Source organism: Streptomyces montanus, assembly GCF_005786655.1.
Taxonomy (GTDB): domain Bacteria; phylum Actinomycetota; class Actinomycetes; order Streptomycetales; family Streptomycetaceae; genus Streptomyces; species Streptomyces sporangiiformans.
The window spans coordinates 238,916-258,414 of the sequence record NZ_VBZC01000002.1; the positions used below are offsets into that span (position 1 = coordinate 238,916).

At 71.3% G+C, this 19,499-nt stretch carries 15 protein-coding genes; 11 read left to right on the forward strand and 4 right to left on the reverse strand.

The window, feature by feature from the left end; genetic code table 11:
• The first annotated feature begins 20 nt into the window (after positions 1-20).
• The gene (locus tag FE633_RS02415) at positions 21-998 is read left to right on the forward strand and encodes an ATP-grasp domain-containing protein (protein WP_171059767.1); all 978 of its coding nucleotides are present in this window, start codon (positions 21-23) and stop codon (positions 996-998) included.
• 552 nt (positions 999-1,550) lie between these two features.
• Here FE633_RS02415 and FE633_RS02425 read toward each other — a convergent pair.
• A complete protein-coding gene (locus FE633_RS02425) occupies positions 1,551-2,822 on the reverse strand; it encodes an ROK family protein (protein WP_171059768.1) in 1,272 nt (423 codons plus the stop codon).
• 340 nt (positions 2,823-3,162) lie between these two features.
• On the opposite strand from FE633_RS02425, the gene FE633_RS02430 reads away from it, so the two are divergent.
• From FE633_RS02430 to FE633_RS02470, 9 genes are all read left to right on the forward strand, one after another.
• Complete coding sequence (locus tag FE633_RS02430) at positions 3,163-4,521, forward strand: ABC transporter substrate-binding protein (RefSeq protein ID WP_138043373.1); 1,359 nt, start codon at positions 3,163-3,165, stop codon at positions 4,519-4,521.
• Positions 4,518-5,576: a carbohydrate ABC transporter permease gene (locus tag FE633_RS02435; RefSeq protein ID WP_138043374.1), complete on the forward strand. Its 1,059-nt coding sequence runs from the start codon at positions 4,518-4,520 to the stop codon at positions 5,574-5,576. Before FE633_RS02430 ends, FE633_RS02435 begins: the two co-directional genes overlap by 4 nt.
• The gene (locus tag FE633_RS02440; protein ID WP_138043375.1) at positions 5,573-6,400 is read left to right on the forward strand and encodes a carbohydrate ABC transporter permease; all 828 of its coding nucleotides are present in this window, start codon (positions 5,573-5,575) and stop codon (positions 6,398-6,400) included. Before FE633_RS02435 ends, FE633_RS02440 begins: the two co-directional genes overlap by 4 nt.
• 15 nt (positions 6,401-6,415) lie before the next feature.
• Complete coding sequence (locus tag FE633_RS02445; protein ID WP_138043376.1) at positions 6,416-7,441, forward strand: Gfo/Idh/MocA family protein; 1,026 nt, start codon at positions 6,416-6,418, stop codon at positions 7,439-7,441.
• Positions 7,438-8,472, forward strand: coding sequence for a Gfo/Idh/MocA family protein (locus FE633_RS02450; protein WP_138043377.1), 1,035 nt, complete (start codon positions 7,438-7,440; stop codon positions 8,470-8,472). Before FE633_RS02445 ends, FE633_RS02450 begins: the two co-directional genes overlap by 4 nt.
• 486 nt (positions 8,473-8,958) lie before the next feature.
• A complete protein-coding gene (locus FE633_RS02455; RefSeq protein WP_138043378.1) occupies positions 8,959-9,627 on the forward strand; it encodes an NUDIX domain-containing protein in 669 nt (222 codons plus the stop codon).
• A 93-nt stretch (positions 9,628-9,720) separates the two neighbouring features.
• Entirely contained in the window at positions 9,721-10,524 is an 804-nt protein-coding gene (locus tag FE633_RS02460; protein ID WP_138043379.1) for a DUF427 domain-containing protein, read from the forward strand.
• Between the two features lie 155 nt (positions 10,525-10,679).
• Entirely contained in the window at positions 10,680-11,705 is a 1,026-nt protein-coding gene (locus FE633_RS02465; RefSeq protein ID WP_138043380.1) for an SDR family oxidoreductase, read from the forward strand.
• A gap of 101 nt (positions 11,706-11,806) precedes the next feature.
• Entirely contained in the window at positions 11,807-12,997 is a 1,191-nt protein-coding gene (locus tag FE633_RS02470; RefSeq protein ID WP_138043381.1) for a zinc-dependent alcohol dehydrogenase, read from the forward strand.
• A gap of 26 nt (positions 12,998-13,023) precedes the next feature.
• Here the strand turns inward: FE633_RS02470 and FE633_RS02475 are convergent, their stop codons facing one another.
• The 3 genes from FE633_RS02475 to FE633_RS02485 form a co-directional block, all read right to left on the reverse strand.
• The gene (locus FE633_RS02475; RefSeq protein WP_138043382.1) at positions 13,024-16,251 is read right to left on the reverse strand and encodes a carboxyl transferase domain-containing protein; all 3,228 of its coding nucleotides are present in this window, start codon (positions 16,249-16,251) and stop codon (positions 13,024-13,026) included.
• Positions 16,252-16,414: 163 nt separating this feature from the next.
• Positions 16,415-17,110, reverse strand: coding sequence for an HAD family hydrolase (locus tag FE633_RS02480; RefSeq protein WP_138043383.1), 696 nt, complete (start codon positions 17,108-17,110; stop codon positions 16,415-16,417).
• Between the two features lie 74 nt (positions 17,111-17,184).
• Complete coding sequence (locus FE633_RS02485; RefSeq protein ID WP_138043384.1) at positions 17,185-17,661, reverse strand: Lrp/AsnC family transcriptional regulator; 477 nt, start codon at positions 17,659-17,661, stop codon at positions 17,185-17,187.
• 277 nt (positions 17,662-17,938) lie between these two features.
• Between FE633_RS02485 and FE633_RS02490 the strand changes: the two genes are divergently transcribed.
• Positions 17,939-19,426, forward strand: a complete 1,488-nt coding sequence (locus tag FE633_RS02490; protein ID WP_138043385.1) for an FUSC family protein — start codon at positions 17,939-17,941, stop codon at positions 19,424-19,426.
• Positions 19,427-19,499 lie beyond the last annotated feature (73 nt).

Below are 19,499 nucleotides of genomic sequence, written 5' to 3' on the forward strand. Positions count from 1 at the left end.
AAGGTAGCATCGAACGCTCAATGTCGAAACGTCTCGACGCGGAGGTGGCAATGGGTGAGTCCGTGTGGCTGCTGGACAGGATCCAGAGCGACTGGGAGGTCGACACGCTCTGCACCGCATTGACCGATCAGGGGATTCCGTCGGAGCGCGTCGACTGGGGAGAAATCCTGCCGCACGGTTCCCCGCCCGGATTCTCCGGCCCTCAAGGCATACGCGATGCGCCTGAACTCGCCGTCGTCACAGCGCGCGTACTCACCCGGCACGTCGAGGGCGACATGGCACTGCTCTACGACTGGCTCAGCATGCTTGAGCGGCGCGGTACCCGGCTGGTCAACGCGGTCGATGCCCTTCGCGTCTGCCAGAACAAGATCTGGCAGGCGGCCACGCTCGCCGAAGCCGGAGTTCCGGTACCGCCGACGCGTGCCGTGCGAAGCGCCGACGACGTCGAGCAATGCCTCGCGGACTGGCGCGACGTCATCGTCAAACCCATCGCGGGACACGCCTCGGTGGATGTGATCCGGCTCCTGGCCGCGGGCAAGGGAGGACAGCCCGGCAGTCTTCTCGGGCTCCGCGAGGACATCGTGCTCTGGCACTGGCTGAGGCGCCATGCCGTGCTCTGTGCCCAGAAGTTCGTGGACAATCCGGGGCGCGATCTGCGTGCGGTCGTCATCGGTGATCAGGTCGCCTCCTGCCAGTACCACATCAGCACCGCGCCGGACGGAAGTGTGCGGAGTCTGCTCCATCCGCTGCGCTGGGAGCCCGCTGCGCTCACCGGGGATCTCGAAGACCTGCTGGTGCGAAGCGTCCGAGCCCTCGGGCTCGACATGGCGACCATCGATGTCGTCGAAGGCCCCGACGGCCCGGTGGTCATCGAGGTGAACCCCACCGTCAGCCGCTGGGAACCCGTCGAGGGAACCGAGTTGGACCTCACACCACGCGGCATCACCGCGGCCCAGGTCGAGTTGATCGCCCGGCTGCTCCAGCCCTCCCCGGGATGAACTGGCCGGCGGGCCGCTCCCAGGGGCGGCCGCCCAAGTCGTCCGAGACCGGTTCGAGTTGGGACCACCAGATGGCTCGTGGATCGAACCGGGCGAGAAAGGCCGTCCCACCCACGACGGGTGGCGCGCCTGCGAGGAGCTCCGCCACACTGAGCCGGTCCTCGCGGGGCAGCATGTCGGGCTGCGGAAAGGTCAGTCGGAACATCGGGTCGTCCGGAACGGCTGACCTGTCGATGAGTTGGTCGACCACGTACGAGTTCGTGCGGAACGGAAGTACTTCGGCGACCGCCCGCGCCTCGCGCCGATACCACTCGCTCAGCGACGACCGGCGTAACAACCTGCCGAGTTCCCGGCTTCCGTACGGCCGGGAGACGTCGGCCGGTGCGTCCTGGACAGGCAAGCTGAGCCCCCTCGTCGCATGCCACACCCCCTACCGTCGGTTCTGCTCCACTCACTACTAGCAAACACCGCACGTCACAGCCAGTACGCCTCCGAAGGAAGCGGAAGGCAGCGGGAGGAAGCGGGAGGAAGCGGAGCCCAGGGTCGTTCCGCTCAGCGGTCCTTGCCCGCGGTGAGGCTCGTGGGGCGGGTGCGGAGGATGACCTCGACCGATGAGAGCGCGAAGCGGACCGCGCCGGAGACCACCGCCTCGTCCCCGAGGGCGGACAGCTGCCATCGCGGCGGGTCGACGAGGAGGGCCTCGGCGTGCCGCTGGGCGGCGTCGAGGAGATGGGCGGCGGCCGGCTGGAGATCCGGGGACGGGAAGAGGCTGGTGCCGAGGACGACCAGCGCGGGGTCGAGGGCGAGCAGGACCGGGGTGATCCCTTCGGCCAGCCGCTGCCCGTACGCCTCGACCACTTGCGCCGCGCCCTGATCGCCGGCCGCCGCCTGCCGCACGACTTCGGAGGCAGGCGGTACCAGACCGGGGCGCGGCGGCTTGTGGCCGGGGAAGCGGATGAAGCCGATCTCACCCGCCGCGCCGCGGTGCCCCCGCAGCAGCCGCCCCCCGGTGATGACCCCGGCGCCCAGGCGTTCGCCCAGCAGGACGAAGACCATCTCGTCCGCGTCCTTGCCCACCCCGTGCCACTGCTCGCCCAGGGCGGCGAGGTTGGCGTCGTTCTCCACGGCCACCGGGCAGCCGAGTTCGTCGCGCAGGACGCCGACGATGTCCACCTGGGCCCAGTCCTTGAGGTTGTCGGCCTGCCGGATACGGGTGTTGTCCCGGTCCACCAGACCGGGCGTGCCCACCGTGGCGGCCCATACCCGCCGGGTGTCGACACCGGCACCGTCAACAGCGGTGCGCGCCACGGCGGTTACGGCTCTGGCGCGGGCCTGCCCGGTGAGGTCGGCGCGCACCGTCCTGCGTTCCACCGCGACGGTCCGGCCGTCGAGATCGGCCAGGCAGGCGGTCACCGAGCGGGGCCGTACGTCGATGCCGATGACGAAACCTGCGTGCGGACGGAAGCGGAAGCGGCGGGCGGGCCGGCCGGGGGAGCGCTGGCCGCGAGCGGAGGGGGAGGGGGCGACTTCGATGAGGCCGCAGTCGGCGAGTTCCTCGACGATCGCCTCCACCGTGGGGCGGGACAGCCGGGTGGCCTGGACCAGCTCGGACAGCCGCTGGTGACGGTCCGCCGAGCGGACGGCGGCGAGGATGGCGGCGGCGTTCGCGGTGCGCAGGTCGGCGACACCGACCACCGGCAGACCCTGGCCCGGAGGGATGGTCTCCGTGACCCCGCTGAGGGGCCAGAGCGTCTCCGGGGCGGTGGCCGCGGCCGGCTCCGGGAGCTGGTCTCCGGGGGTCCCGGGGGCCCTGGACGTGGCCAAGATCAACCTCCTGTGGGGGCGTCGCCGAGCGTCCCACACGGCCGCGGGCAACAACTCGGGACCATAACAATCAAGCCATCGACTCTTGACGCTGCCCAGACCCATCGTGATTATGAAACGCAACTGCTTTATTAAACCACTCCGCGGCAACCGGCTCCACACCTCGTGTGTCGCCACTGCCGAGCTGCTCGCCGACGCGCTCCCCACCACGCGGCCGCCGCTCGCCGCCGCGGCCTCACGCACCACGTCTCCGCACCGCCCCGTACTCCGGTAACCCGTGTACCCCCGTACGACACACCTCCGGCATTCCCTATCCCTCCCCGCCGCCCCAGGAGACCCCATGAGCCCGACCCCGTCCTCGGCCCTTCCGTCCGCTCTGTCCAGACGCGCCTTTCTCGCCGTCACCGGCGCGGCCGGCGCCTCCGTACTCACGGCGTGCACGAATCTGACTCCCGGGGCCTCGCCGACCGAGAAGAGCAGCAGCGGCGGCCCGGTCTCCACGGCGGTGCCGACCGACAAGAAGATCACCCTGATGCTCGCCGACGCGGACGACACCACGATGACCCCCGGGCTCGTCGCGGCCTTCCGCGAGAAGTACCCCAACATCACCGTCAAACGGCAGTACACGGGCTGGGACGACTACCTCAAGAGCATCAACACCACCATGTCGGCCGACACCGCCCCCGACATCGCCCAGTTCGTCTCCGGTATGCAGAACCTGATCCGTGGCCGTCTGCTGCTCGACGTCGGCAGCTACGGCAAGGCGTACGGCTGGGCGGACAAGTTCCCCGGCCTGGACCAGATCACCCTCACCGCGGACGGCAAGACGGTCGGCGAGGGGGCCCTGTACGGCGTGCCCGGCGGGCTGTCCTTCGAGGCCGTCTACTACAACAAGTCCAAGGCGAAGAAGCTCGGTCTGACCGTCCCGCCGACCACCGTGGAGGAGCTGGAGGCCCTGTTCGCCAAGGCCAAGGCGGCCGGTGAGACGGCTCTCGTCGAGGGCAATCTGGACGGCGGCCTGAACCATGTCTTCAACGTCCTGCTCTCCGTCTACATGAAGCCCGAGGACCGCGAGGCATGGGCCTTCGGTCACAAGGGCGCCACCCTCACGGGACCCGAGGCCGTGACCGCGGCCACCACCCTCAAGCGGTGGGTCGACAAGGGGTACGTCTCCCCGAAGGTCAACGGCATCTCCGACAACGACGCAACCGCCGCGTTCGCCAAGGGCGAGGGCGTCTTCCGGATCAGCGGCAACTGGGCCGCGGCGGCGGTCGCCAAGGGGCTGGGGGACCGCGCGGGCCTCTTCAACGTTCCCCCCGCCGCCGCGGACGGGAAGCTGCGCACCACCGGCGCCGGGGTGTACTACTGCGTGTCCAGCAAGTGCAAGAACCCGGCCGCCGCGGCCGCTTTCCTCGACTTCGTCGCGAGTGAGCAGGCCGCCGGCATCACCGCCAAGGCGGGCTTCATGGCCCCCGACGCGAGCGCGATGCCCCAGCAGAGCGGGCTGCTGGGCGACGTGAGTACGAGCTGGCAGGGGATCGTCAAGGACACGGGCCTGCAGGCGTTCATCCAGAACGCCTCCACCCCGACGATGCCGGACACCCTCACCACCCAGCTGCAGCTGCTGGCCGGGGGCAAGGCCACCGTGGAGAAGTTCCTGGCGGGCTTCCAGGCCGACTACGACAACTACCACAAGTGACGGCCACCGACCGGCTCCCCGGCCCCGGGCAGGGCTCCGGCTCCGAGTCCACCGGGGCCGCGACCAGCGCCGGGGGCGACCCCGGTTCCGGTCCCGGCCTCGGCCTCGGAGCCGGCTCGCGCCCCGGCCGTCGCACGGCGACCCGCGCGCCGGCGCCCATGGGTACCGTACGGGCCGCGCGGGCGAGCAGACGGCGACGGCGGACCATGGCGCTGCTGTACGTCCTGCCGGCCCTGCTGCCGTACACGCTGTTCGCCGTACTTCCGGCGCTGCACACCGCGTACCTGTCGCTCTTCGACTGGGACGGCGTGACCCTGCCGTCCTTCGTCGGACTGGACAACTACCGCCGTGTCGGCGCCGATCCGCAACTGCGCGCCGCGGCCTGGCACGCGGGTGCGCTCATCATCTTCTTCTCCCTCCTGCCCATCTGCGTCGGCCTGGTCGCGGCGGCGATCGTCTCCCGCCGCTCCGGGCGCCGGGGCACGGTGCTGGTCCGTACGGTGCTGTTCCTCCCGCAGGTCATTCCCCTGGTCGCCGTCGCCATCATCTGGCGCTGGGTGTACGCCGAAGACGGCACCCTCAACCAGGGGCTGCGGGCGGTGGGCCTCGGCCGGCTGGCGGACTCCTGGCTGGGCAGCTTCACCTGGGCCCTGCCCGCCGTCGGGCTGATCGGCAGCTGGGTCGTGTCGGGCCTGTGCATGGTGCTCTTCCTGTCCGGGACGCAGCGCATCGACCAGGAGATCTACGAGGCCGCCCGGATGGACGGCGCGGGCCCGGTGCGCGAGTTCCGGTCCATCACCGTGCCGCTGCTACGGCCGGAGATCGCCGTGGCCCTGTCGATCACGGTGATCGCCGCTCTGTCCAGTTTCGACCTGATCTACATGACCACGGGCGGCGGCCCCGGCACGAGCACCGTCGTCCCCGGGATCCTCGTCTACCGCCTGGCCTTCGGGGGCGGCGCGGTCGGGCTGGCGAGCGCACTGGCGGTCGTGCTGACCGCGGTCATCGCCATGGTCGTCCTCGTCATCAATCGCCTGGCGAGGGAGAGGTCATGACGAGCCGTCAACTCTCGTCGCGGATCGCGGCGCCTGCCGTCATCATTCTGTTCCTGGCGATCGTCCTCGTGCCGTTCCTCTCCCTGCTCCTGGCGGCTCTCCAGCCCGCCGGCACCCCGCTGACCGGCCTCGCTCTGCCCCGCGGCATCCACCTGGAGAACTTCGCCCACGCCTGGTCCGCGGCCGGCTTCGGCGTACTGCTGCGCTCCAGCGCGGTGATCGCGGTGAGCGTCGTGCCCGCCGCCGTGCTGTGCGCGACGCTGGCCGGTTACGCCCTGGCGACCATGGACGTCCCCGGCCGGGGCAAGGTCTACGGTTATCTGCTCCTCGGTCTGTCCATTCCCACCGAGGGCACCGTCATCGCGCTCTACTACGACATGCGGGCGGCAGGGCTGACGAACACGGTGCCGGGCCTGGCCCTCGCCGAGATCGGCGCGTTCATGCCGTTCGGCGTCTTCTGGATGAGGGCACACTTCGCGACGATGCCACGCAGCCTCATCGAGGCCGCACGACTGGACGGGGCCTCTTCGTGGACGACCCTCTGGCGCGTTCTGATGCCGAGCTCCCGCCCGGCGGTCGTCACGCTCGGCGTCCTGTACTTCGTCTGGAGCTGGAACCAGTTCCTGCTCCCGCTCATCCTGATCCAGGACCCCGACCGGCGTACCGCACCCGCCGGACTCGGCTTCTTCACGGGGCAGTACGGCGTCGACGTGCCGCTGCTCGCCGCCGCGACGCTCATCGTGATCGCCCCGGTCGTCCTCGTTTATCTGTTCTTCCAGCGGCACTTCATCAACGGCGTGCTCAGTGGCGCCCTCAAGGGCTAGGAGACCGTGCGTCCCATGGCAGAACTCGACATAGCGGTGATCGGCGCGGGCGGCATCGCGCGCGTCCATCTGCCGGCGTGGACCGCGCTCGGCGCGCGGGTACGTCTCTACGCGCCCGACGAGCGCGCACCCGAACTGGCCGGCGCCCACGGCGCGACGCTGCACGGCTCGCTGGACGAGGCCATCAGCGGGGCCACCGTGGTGGACGTGTGCACCCCCACGGACACCCACCGCGGGATCACGCTGGCGGCCATCGCCGCCGGGGCCCACGTCCTGTGCGAGAAACCGCTGGCCCTGCGGGCCGCCGACGCCCAGGAGATGGCCGATGCCGCGGACGCCGCCGGAGTGCGGCTCTATCCAGGCCACGTCGTGCGCTGGTTCCCCGCCTACGCCCGGCTGCGCGCGGTCGTCGCCGGGGGCGGGCTGGGCAGGATCGCGGTCGCCCGGTTCACCCGCACCGGCTGCTACCCCGCCTGGAGCCCGTGGTTCGCCGATCCGGCGCGCTCCGGCGGGATTCTGACGGACCAGATGATCCACGACATGGACATCGCCCACTGGCTGTTCGGCGAGGTCGTACGCGTCCACGCGCACCAGCGCGGCCATCTCGCCGCCCCGGTGCCACCGGCCCCGGTCGCGACCGGGACCGCCGTGCTCACCCACGCAAGCGGTGTCATCACCCAGGTCGTGGGTGTGTGGGGACCTCCGGCGACGCCGTTCCGTACGACCTTCCATGTCTCCGGCACCGACGGGACCGTACGGCACGACTCGCTGGCCTCGCCCGCGCTGCGCGTCACGGGCACCTCGGGGGAGCCCGAGGGCATCCCGTCCGGGGACTTCGGCCAGTCGCCCTACCTGGCCCAGATACGGGAGTTCGCCGACGCGTTCGCGGGCGGCGGGCGGGAACCCCGGGTGACCGCCGGAGACGGAGTGGCGGCCGTCCGTATCGCCGAAGCCGCTGTGGAGTCAGCCCGTACGGGCCGGGCCGTCGAACTGTCCACTTCGGTCGAACTGTCCACCTCGATGGAGGGAATCGTCACGTGAGGGTCGCCGTCCTGTCCTTCGCCCATGTCCACGCCACGGCGTATATCGAGCTGCTGCGCGACCGGGACGACGTCGACCTGATCACCGCCGATCCCGACGCCCCGCCCGGCGACCCCGAACGGGGCCACGCCCTCGCCGAACGGCTGGGCGTGCCGTATGCCGACAGCTGGGACGCGGTGTTCGCGTTGCGACCCGACGCGGTCGTGGTCACCAGCGAGAACGCCCGGCATCGGCCGCTGGTCGAGCGGGCCGCCGCGGCGGGGGCCCATGTCCTGTGCGAGAAGCCCCTCGCCACGACGGAGGCGGACGCCCAGGCCATGATCGAGGCCTGTGCCCGAGCCGGTGTCGGCCTGATGACCGCCTACCCCGTACGGTTCAGCCCCGCCTTCGCCGCCCTCGACCGCTCCCTCGCCGACGGCTCGCTCGGCGCGCTGGTGAGTGTCCACGGGACCAACAACGGGGCGAATCCCGCCCGTTCCCGGTCGTGGTTCGGCGACCCCGAACTGGCGGGCGGCGGCGCGGTGATGGACCACACCGTGCACCTCGCGGACCTGATGGACGTCCTCCTCGGCGGTGAAGAGGCGGCGGAGGTGTACGCCCAGGCCAACACCGTCCTTGACGCGGATCTGGCGGGCCCGGGGGTCGAGACCGCGGGGCTGGTCACCGTCCGGTACCCGGGTGGAGTCGTCGCCGCCATCGACTGCAGCTGGAGCCACCCCGCGGACCATCCGACCTGGGGTGGACTGACCCTGACCTGTGTGGGGGAGCGGGCCATAGTCGAGTTCGACGCCTTCCCCCGGCTGCTCGGCGGCTTCGACTCCACGACCGGCCGCGGCCGCTGGGAGCCGGGCGGCACCGATATGGACGCGGCCATGCTCGACGAGTTCCTCGACGCCGCACGCACCGGCCGCCGCCCCCGTCCGGACGGGGAGGCGGGCCTGCGCACCCTGCGGATCGTCCTCGCCGCCTACGCGTCCCTCCGCACCGGCCGGCCATGCGTCCTGGCCGATGCACAACGAGTCGCTTCATGATGCCTACGGGCGCAGGGCGTCGGAGAGGGACTCGCCGGCGCGGCCACGGTCGCCGGGTCCATCGCCTTCACCAAGCTGTCCGGGAGACCGCAGAGCACGCTGCCCGCGGCCTTCGCCCTGTGCGCCGCCGGGTTCGTGGTGATGGGCCTGGCCGGCAGCCCCGCGCTGTTGATCGCCGGCGCGGTTCTCAACTGCCTCGGCACCGGCGTCCTGTTGCCCTCGCTGCTCACCGTGACGATGTCGAAGCCGCACTACGCCGACCGGGGCCGGGGGCAGCCTGGCCACCGCCGTCGGCATCCTCGGCCTCGCCTCCGGAGCGGTGGCAGCCGGACTGCTGCTCGCCCGACCCCGGGTGATGGTCGCGGAGGACGGCCCGGGAGCGTAGGTCCTGTCAGGGCCTCCGCCCCAGCAGGACACCGGTGCGGCCGGAATGGTAGAAGCGGGCATGACCAACTCTCCTGCCTTCTCCCGTACGGTCGCTGTCCGATGACCGCGGGCATCGACACCCCGGACCGTCGCGGCCGCACCGGACTCGACCGTGTCGGCCGGGACCTGACCGGCAACCCCCGCGTCAGGGTGCGCGACGTGAAACTGCTGTCCAGCCACTGGTACGTCGAGCGCACCACGACCTTCGACTTCCAGCACGCCGACGGCAACTGGAGCACCCAGGAGCGCGAGACGCACGACCGTGGCAATGGCGCCACCATGCTGCTCTACGACACCGAGCGTGAAACCGTGCTGCTCACCCGGCAGTTCCGCTTCCCGGTGTACGTCAACGGACACCGCGACGGGATGCTGATCGAGACGCCGGGCGGGCTGCTCGACGATGATGACGAGCACCCGGAGATCGCCGTGCGCCGTGAGGTGGTGGAGGAGACCGGGCACACCATCGGCACCGTTCACCATGTCTTCGACGTCTACATGAGCCCGGGCTCGGTCACCGAGCGTGTCAGCTTCTACGCCGCCGCCTACGGCCCGTCGACCCGCACCCACACAGGCGGCGGCCTGGACGAGGAGGGCGAGGACATCGAGATCGTCGAACTGTCCTTCCACAGAGCCCTGGAGATGATCCGCACCGGCGAGATCGCCGACGCGAAGACGATCATGCTGCTCCAGTGGGCGGCCTTGGAGGGACCGTTCGCTCCCGCTCGGTGACGGCTTCGGTGCGCCTGTCGTCGGCATCCGGGCGTGGGACCGTGGAGGAATACCCGAAGCGTCACCTCCTGGAACAGCCGAAGGAGAGCGGTCATGAGTGCAATCCCCACCGCGCGAGGCGTCCGGACCACCCCGGAAGGCCTGCTGTGGGAGCCCAGCGAACGCTGGGTACGCGGCCGTAAGGGAGACGTCACAGTCGTCGACAGCCGGCACCCCGTCCTCGTCTGGGAGCCCGACCTGCCCGTTCCGCAGTACGCCTTCCCCCGCGCGGAGGTCCGCGAGGATCTGCTCCGCCCGGCGAAGAACCCTCCGACGGGCAGGCACGCCGGATCACGGATCTTCTACGACCTCGCCATCGGCGACGAACTGCTGGAGAGCGTGGCCTGGACGTTCCCCGCCGACGACCTGGCAGGCCACATCGCGTTCGAGTGGTTCTGGTACCGCGGCAAGGGACTCGACCACTGGTACGAAGAGGAGGAAGAGATCTTCGTCCACCCCCGTGACCCGCACAAACGGGTGGACGCCTTGCCGAGCAGCCGCCACGTCCGGGTCGAGATAGACGGCACGGTGGTCGCGGACACCCACCGTCCGGTCCTGCTCTTCGAGACAGGACTTCCGGTGCGGTACTACGTCCCGCGCGAGGACGTCCGCCTCGACCTGCTCGTCGCCACCGACCACAGCAGCCAGTGCCCCTACAAGGGCACCGCCGCGTACTGGTCGTGGCGGGGCGAAGCCGACGTCCCGCCGAACCTCGTCTGGACCTACCCCAACCCGCTGCCCGCGGTGGCCGCCGTCGAAGGACTCGTCGCTTTCTACAACGAAGCGGTCGACATCATCGTGGACGGTGAACGCGTGGAGCGCCCCGTCACTCCGTTCACCAAGATGCTCTCGATCTGACGAGGGCCGAGCCCTGTCCGACGGGGGCTGGGCTGGGCCTCGGAGGCCTCGGGGTGCTGATCCGGAACGTTTGCCTCCTGTTCAGGGGGAACCCCTCACGGTAACGGGCCAGGAACGTGACCCCGGCGGGGCGAACCTCCTGAGAGGAGCCGATCATGAGCAACGCAGCCGGAATGCGGGTCGTCGTCACCGGTGCGACCGGAAACGTGGGCACCAGCCTGGTGCGCCTCCTGAGTGAGGACCCGAAGGTGGACTCCCTGGTCGGCATGGCACGAAGGCTGCCCGACGAGCCTCCGGCGCAGGCCGAATGGGTCGCGGTGGACCTGACGGCCGGGTCCGACCTGACCAAGCACTTCGAGGGAGCCGACGCGGTCGTGCACCTCGCCTGGAAGCTCCAGCCCGCCCGGGACCCGGCGCTGACCTGGCGCACCAACGTGCTCGGCAGCGTCCGCGTCTTCGAGTCGGTGGCCGCCGCCAAGGTGCCGACACTGGTGTACGCCTCCTCGGTCGGCGCCTATTCGCCGGGCCCCGACGACCGTGCCGTGGACGAGTCCTGGCCGACGCACGGCTGGCCGGAGGCCGCGTACTGCCGTGAAAAGGCCTATCTGGAACGCGTGTTGGACACCTTCGAGTACGAGCAACCAGACATCCGGGTCGTCCGTCTGAGGCCCGCCTTCCTCTTCAAGGAGGAGTCGGCAAGCCAGCAACGCCGTCTGTTCGCCGGGCGCTTCAAGCCCGGCCCTCTGGCCAGGCCCGAACTCCTGCCCTTCGTCCCGGACGTCCCCGGACTGCGCGTACAGGCGCTGCACACCGATGACGCGGCGGAGGCGTACCGGCTCGCCCTGCTGAGCGAGGCGCGCGGCGCGTTCAACCTGGCGGCCGAACCGCCGCTGGACGCCGAGGTACTGGGCGAGCTGTTCCACTCCCGGCCGGTGCGGATGCCCCGCCGGGCGGCGCGCTCCGCCGTCGCCGCGGCCTGGGGCCTGCACCTGGCACCCGCCTCGCCGCAACTGTTCGACGCGGTGCTGCGGCTTCCCCTCATGGACTGCACCCGGGCCCGCCACGAACTGGGCTGGTGGCCGCGCTACACCGCCGTCGAGGCGGTCGAGGAGGTCCTGCGGGGTATGCGTGAGGGCGCCGGCGAGGAGACCGCTCCACTGGCGGGACACAAGGTCGGCTGACCAGCCCCCTCCGGTGGGTGAGCGACGCGGACCCGGGTACTCGGCAAGCGCCTCCGGCAGCGACGACAGGAGCGAGCGAGCAGCGGCGAAGGGAGCGTGCGATGAGGGCCGTGACCTGGCAGGGCAAGCGCGACGTGCGGGTGGAGACCGTGCCCGACCCGGAGATCGAGGAACCGACGGACGCGGTCATACGCGTCACCTCCAGCGGGCTGTGCGGTTCCGACCTGCATGTCTACGAAGTGCTCACCCCTTTCATGACGCCCGGGGACATCATCGGGCACGAGCCCATCGGCGTGGTCGAGGAGACGGGCTCCGAGGTGACCGGGCTGAAAACCGGCGACCGTGTCGTGGTGCCCTTCCAGATCGCCTGCGGACACTGCTGGATGTGCGCGGCCGGGCTGACGACGCAGTGTGAGACCACCCAGGTGGCCGACGCGGGCATGGGCGCGGCACTGTTCGGCTACACCAGGCTCTACGGCGGCGTTCCGGGGGCACAGGCCGAGTACCTGCGGGTCCCGCAGGCCCAGTTCGGGCCCATCAAGGTGCCGGAAGGGCCGCCGGATGACCGCTACATCTACCTCTCGGACGTGCTGCCGACGGCCTGGCAGGCGGTCCAGTACGCCGACATCCCGCCCGGAGGCTCCGTCGCCGTCCTCGGCCTGGGGCCGATCGGCGACATGTGCTGCCGGGTGGCCCGGCTTCAGCAGGCCGAGGTCGTCATCGGGGTCGACCTGGTGACGGACCGGCTGCGCCGGGCGCGTGAGCAGGGCGTGGAGACGTACGACCTGCGGCGGTTCGACGGGCGGAAGGACCTCGTCGAGGCGATCCGCGACCGCACAGGCGGCCGTGGCCCGGACGCCGTGATCGACGCCGTGGGCACCGAGGCCCACGGCAGCCCCGTCGGGCGGACCGCTCAGCAGGTGTCCTCGGTCCTGCCCCGCGCCTGGGCCTCCCGGCTCGCCGAGAAGGCCGGCGCCGACCGGCTGGCCGCACTCCTCACCGCCATCGAGCTGGTGCGGCGCGGCGGTACCGTCTCGCTGAGCGGTGTCTACGGCGGTATGGCCTCGCCGCTGCCCCTGATGACGATGTTCGACAAGCAGATCCAGCTGCGGATGGGCCAGGCGAACGTACGGCCCTGGGTCGACGACATCCTGCCGCTGCTCACGGACGAGGACCCGCTCGGCGTCGACGGTTTCGCCAGCCATCGGCTCTCGCTGGACGAGGCACCGCACGCCTACGAGATCTTCCAGCGCAAAGAGGAGGAAGCGGTGAAGATCCTCTTCCAGCCCTGAGTCGCCGGACTCCGGCATCAGGCAGCTCACCAGGTGTCGATGAACGAGCGCCCGCACTCCTCCCGCGTCACCTCCCCGCGGCCGTCCAGCGCCGACAGGATCCACTGCCTGGAGTCCGCCGGATCGATCACCGCGTCGATCTCCAGGGCGGCCGCGGCGTTCACCGCCTTGCCGTGCTCGTACAGCTCGGCGACGCGCTGCTCGAAGGCGCGGGCGCGTGCGTCCGGGTCGGCGATCGCCTCGAGTTCCTTGCGGTGGCCGAGCCGGACCGCGCCCTCCAGGCCCATGCCGCCGAACTCGCCGCTGGGCCAGGCGGCCGTGGCCAGCGGCGTGCGCGTGGAGCCGCCCATCATGGCCATCGCGCCGAGGCCGTACGCCTTCCGGAGCACCAGACTCACCAGGGGCACGCGGAGGTTCGCGCCCGTCACGAACAGCCGGGCGAAGTGCCGTACCGTGGCGGTCCGTTCGGCGTCCGGGCCGACCATGAAACCCGGGGTGTCGCACAGCGAGACGACCGGGAGCCCGAAGGCGTCGCAGAGTTGCAGGAAGCGCGCGGCCTTGTCGGCCGCGTCACGGTCGATCGCGCCGCCCAGGTGCGCCGGATTGCTGGCGACAAGGCCCAACGGCCGGCCCTCGACACGGATCAGCGCCGTCAGGATGCCGACGCCGAACTCCCGCCGGAGTTCCAGGACCGAACCGGTGTCCGCCAGGCCCTCGACGGCCTTACGCATGTCGTAGGCCCGCCGCCGGTTCTCCGGGACGGCGTGCCGCAGCAGCCGCCGGTCCGGTTCCGTCCAACCGCCTTGCGCGCCTTGGAAGTACGAGAGGTACCGGCGCGCCACTCGGACGGCCCCCGTCTCGTCCGGGGCCGCGATGTCCACGACTCCGTTCGGCACCTGGACGGACAGCGGGCCGACCTCCTCGGGGCGGTACACCCCGAGACCGCCGCCCTCGATCATCGCGGGGCCGCCCATGCCGATGGTGGCCTCCGGCGTGGCGATCACGACGTCGCAGCAGCCGAGCAGCGCCGCGTTGCCCGCGAAGCACCGCCCGGAGGCGATGCCGATCAGCGGTACCAGGCCGCTGAGCCGGCCCATCCGGTGGAACGTGGTCACGTCCAGTCCGGCGATCGAGGGGGTGTCCGTGTCTCCGGGGCGGCCCCCGCCACCCTCCGCGAACAGCACCACCGGCAGCCGCCGTTCCTCCGCGATATGCAGCATCCGGTCGGTCTTGCGGTGATTCTGCAGACCCTGGGTGCCGGCGAGAACCGTGTAGTCGTACGACATCGCCACGCACGGCCGGCCGTTCACGCGCCCGGTGCCGGTGACCATCCCATCGGCCGGCGTCGAGCGGATCAGGTCCTCCCGTGACCGGCGCTGCCGCTGGGCGGCGATCGCCAGCGCGCCGAACTCGGTGAACGTGCCCTCGTCGCACAGGTCCTGGATGTTCTCCCGGGCGGTACGCCGGCCGCTGCCATGCCGTCGCGCGACCGCCTCGGGGCGGTGCTCGTCGAGCCCGTACGCGTGTCGGCGCAGGGCTTCGGCCAGGTCGGACCGGATCGCGTCGAGGTCCACCGACTCGGCGTGGTCGAGGACCGGAGCATCCGTCGTCCCGTCCTCCAACGCCACCAGAAGCTGCCCTTCGCCGACCGTCTCGCCCACGCCTGTCCGCACGGCGTGTACGACTCCGGAGCCTGGCGCGCGTACGACGTGCTCCATCTTCATCGCCTCCAGAACCAGCAACTGCTGCCCGGTGCGCACCGGTTCGCCGGGGGAGACGGCGACGGAGACGACCGTGCCACTCAGGGGCGCGGTCACTGTGCCGTCGAAGGGCTTCGGGACCGCGTCGTGGAGGGGCTTGGGGCCCGCGTGGTCGGGGGACTTGGGGACCGTGTCGTGGAGAGGCCGCGCGACCTCGTCGCCCCGGGAACGCGCCAAGTGCTCCTCGACCACACCCGAACAGGCCCAGAACCCCTGCTGCGCGAGAAGCTCCCGCAGCAGGGGAATCCCGGTCCGCACGCCCTCGATCGTAAATTCGCCGAGTGCCCGCCGGGCCCGCTCGCAGGCCGCGGTCACGCTGTCGCGCGGCACGTGGGCGATCACCTTCGCGAGCAACGAGTCATAGCGCACACCGACTTCGGCACCGGCTCGGAGGGCTGTGTCGACACGGATGCCCGGCCCCGTGGGCACGTCGAAGCGGGTGAGCCGGCCGGCCGAGGGCCGTACCGTTCCGTCGGCCGCCGCGACCTCGGCGTTGACGCGTGCCTGCACGGCGTACCCGCGCGGCGGCGCAGGCGGCTGCGCCAGCCCCAGAGACTCCAGCGAGTCGCCCGCGGCCAGCCGCAGTTGTACGGCCACCAGGTCGACCCCCGTCACCTCCTCGGTGACCGTGTGCTCCACCTGAAGCCGGGGATTGACCTCGATGAAGTGGAACTCCTCGCCGCGGACGAGGAATTCGAAGGTGCCGAGCCCCGAGTAGCGCGTGGCCCGCGCCAGACCCTGGGCACAGTCCAGGAGCCTCTCCCGTACAGCGGCCGGCAGTTCGGGAGCCGGAGCGACCTCGATCAGCTTCTGATGGCGGCGCTGGGCGGTGCAGTCCCGTTCCCACAGGTGCGTGACGGCCCCCGTCCCGTCCCCGAGGACCTGCACCTCGATGTGCCGGGCGCCCTCCAGCAGCCGCTCGATGTACAACTCGCCACGCCCGAAAGCCCGCTGTGCTTCCGACCGGCACCGTTCCCAGGCCTCGCCGAGCTCTTCGGGCGAGCGCGCGACGCGCATCCCCCGGCCGCCGCCTCCGCCGATGGCCTTGATCATCACGGGGCCGCCCGTCAGGAACTCCCGAGCCTCCTCCAGGCTCGTGGCACCCGGCGTTCCCGCGAGAACAGGCACGCCCAGCTGGAGCGCCAGTTCCCGCGCGCGTGCCTTGTCCCCGAAGAGAGCGAGGACTTCGGGGGACGGCCCGACGAAGATGATCCCGGCCTCGCCGCACTGCCGTGCGAAGGCGGCGGACTCGCTCAGGAACCCGTAGCCGGGGTGGAGGTACGCGCAGCCCGTCTCCCGCGCGGCGGCCAGCAGTGCGCCCGCGTCCAGATAGTCAGAACCCTTCAACGGCACGGCATGGTCGGCGAATTGAACGTGCGGGTCGTCACCCTCCGCATACACGGCGACGGTCCGCATACCGGCCTCGGCGGCGGCCCGCAGGACCCGTACGGCGATCTCCCCGCGGTTGGCGACGAGCACGGCGGCAGAACCCATGAGCCCCTCCGGGACGCGGCGGTCGGCCTCGCCATGCTCATGGGCACCGAGGTCAACGTCAATAAGCCGCCCCCGTGCCAGGCTCGCGGCGCCTGCGGCCGCCGGTCAGCGAGTGGAGGACGGTGGACAGTCGGCAGTGTTTCGCTCGGCAGCGTTTCGCTCGTCAGGAGGACGGAGCCGAGCGCACGAGCCAGTCGTACGCGGCCCGAGCCGTGAACTCGGTCTGGCCGCCCCGCAGCAGCAGCCCCGCCGTGGCGAACGCCGGGTCGTCGGCCTGCGCGGCGACGTACGGGATCGCGATGCAGCGCATCCCGGCCGCGTGCGCCGCCGCCGCACCCGGAGCGGCGTCTTCCAGGACCACGCAGTCGGCCGGGGCCGCTCCCAGCCGGCGTGCCGCCTCCAGGAAGACGTCGGGGGCAGGCTTGCCCCGGGCCACCTCGTCGGCCGAGACGACGGTCCTCAGACTGCTGTCCAGACCCGTGCCCGCCAGAATCGACTCGATGGCCTGGAGCGAGGAACCCGAGGCCACGGCCATGGGTACGCCTTCGGCGGCCAGCAGTTCGACGAACTTCCGCATCTCCGGGTAGACATGCGTGGCGGTACGGGCCAGCGCCAGATAGCGGCGGTTCTTCTCCGCGAGCAGTACGTCGGCCGGGGCCTGGATGGCGTGCCGCTCCTTGAGGAGCGCGATCGTCTCGGCGGCGCTGATGCCGACGTACCCCTCGTGGTCCGCCCAGGTGTAGTCGGTGACGCCGTGCTCGGCGAGCGCCTGCCGTCCCGCCTCGTAGTAATTCGGCTCGCTGTCCACGAGCGTTCCGTCGAGATCGAAGATGACCGATGTGCTGCCGAGAGCGCTCATGCGGTCCAGGGTGCCAGGGAGCGGTTCTCCCCTTCGGGGTGGGCCTGCAGGCCCTCCGCCTCTGATCAGGCCGATCAGTTGCCGGCCGCGCGGCCGATCGACTCCACGAGCGGCAGCATCCGGTGCGGCACGCGCTCGCGCAGGGCCACCTCGGTACGGGTGCGGACGACGCCCGGCAGGCTGATCAGCGCCTGGATCACGTCCTCCAGATGGGCGTTGTCGCGCGCGACGACCCGCGTCAGCAGGTCGCCGCCGCCGGTGATCGAGAACGCCTCGACGATCTCCGGCACGGCGGCGAGTGCGTCGCCCACGTCATCGAGGTGCCCCTGGGTGACTTCGATGTGCACGAAGGCGAGTACGGGGTGGCCGAGCGCGGCGGGCGAGAGCGAGGGGCCCGTGCCCGTGATCACGCCGTCGCGCTCCATGCGGTCGAGCCGGGCCTGGAGCGTGCCGCGGGCCACGCCGAGCGCACGGGCGTACTCGCGCACGCTGGTGCGCGGCTGTTCCAGGAGGATGCGCAGGATGCGGGAGTCGAGTGCGTCCACGGCCATGGTCCGTTGGCCTCCTCGCGGTCTGGATTGATCGCTCCCGACTGTACCAATGGCTCAGTGAAAAACGTGCCTGTTGAGCCACTGCCTCATTGTTGCTTACCTTGTTCTCATCGATGGCGCCGCGCAGCGCCGGACGGCGAAGACGCCGGATCCGTGCCGCGGCGCCATTCCCATGTCTTGAAGACGCCTTTGTCCTGAAGGCCTCTCTGTCCTGAAGATCCCTTGTCCGAAGATGCTCTCGACGCGAAGTGGAGGCGGGCTGCCCACAGTGAAGAAGATGTTCATGGCTCCGGATCCGGGTCTGGCCCGGCTGCGGGTCTCGTTGCGCGCGGTGCTCGGCATCGGCCTCGCGGTGACGGTGTCGGAGCTCGCCGGGCTCTCCCTGACCGCCTCGATCACGGGCGGGCTCGCCGCGCTCCTCGCGCTGTTCACGGTCGGCGACCCGACCGTGCGCCGCCAGGCGGTCACCACCGCTCTGCTGCCCGTCGTCGGCTTCCCCGTGCTCGCCCTCGCGACCGCGCTGCACTCGGTGCCGACCGTGCGCGACGCGACATGGCTCGCCGTGATCTTCTGTGGGGTGTACGCCCGCCGTTGGGGACCGCGTGGTCACGCGCTCGGCATCTTCGCGTTCATGACCTTCTTCATCACGCAGTTCCTGCACGCCGTGCCCGGTCAACTCCCGCAGCTGTACGCCGCGATGGCGCTGTCGCTGGCCGCGTCCTCGGCCGTCCGCTTCGGCGCGTGGTGCATCGAGCGGCGCACTCCGCCGCCCGCGGTGCCCGCCCCGCCGGCCGGCCGTGGTCTCTCCCGCCCGACCACCCGACAGGCCTTCCAGGCGACGGCCGCCTGCGCCTTCGCGATCGCCGCGGGCCAGTTCCTGTCGCACGAGCGCTGGTACTGGGCCGTCGGCACCGCCTGGTGGATCTTCGTCAACACGGCCTCGCGCGGCGAGACACTGGTACGCGGCTTCCGGCGCGTCGTCGGCACGGTCACCGGCATCGCGGCCGGCCTGCTCGTCGCCGTACCGCTGCACGGCGCGCCGGCGCCCACCGCGGCCCTCGTCGGGGCGTGCGTCTTCGGGATCTTCTACACGGCCGCGCTGTCCTATTCGTGGATGATGTTCTTCGTCACCGTCATGGCGGGCCTGCTGTACGGGCTCCTCGGCGTGCTGCATCCGGGGCTGCTGGGGCTGCGACTGGCGGAGACGGGCGCCGGAGCCCTCGGCGCCGCGCTGGCCGTCGCGCTGATCCTGCCGGTCACCACGCACGCGGTGACCGATCGCTGGGTGGGCCAGGCCGTGCGCGCGGTGCACGGCTGCACCTCGGCGGCGGCCCGGCGACTGGCCGGTGACTCCGACGCCGATCCCGCACCGCGGGCCGCGGAGCTGGAGGCACTGCTCGGCCGGGTCCGGTTTGCGCTCGCGCCGCTGGTCCACCCGCTGAACCCGTTGCGGGCGCGCAAGGCGCGGGCCCGCCAGGTGCTCGCCCTCCTCGACGACTGCGCCCGCGAGGTCCGCGGCCTCGCGGGCGTCGCCGCGGACCCGTACGCCTCGCACGACGCGCGCCTCACCGCTGCCTGCCTGCGGGTCGAGGCGGCGGTCGAGGTCCTGGTCGGCGCGCTGCCGGAGCACGAAGTAGCGGCAGCCGCGGGGGTGCCGGGCCACCATCCGGGAGCGGAGCAGGCCCTCGCCCACCTCCATGGTCTGGAGCGGGCCCTCGCCGCGCTGGCCACGCCCCTGCGCGGCTCCTCGGCCATGGGGGCGTGAACCCCGCCGCTGACACAGTCACCTGAGCCCGCGGTTTGGTCTAGGCCTTTAGCGTTTGACTGCTAACGTCGCC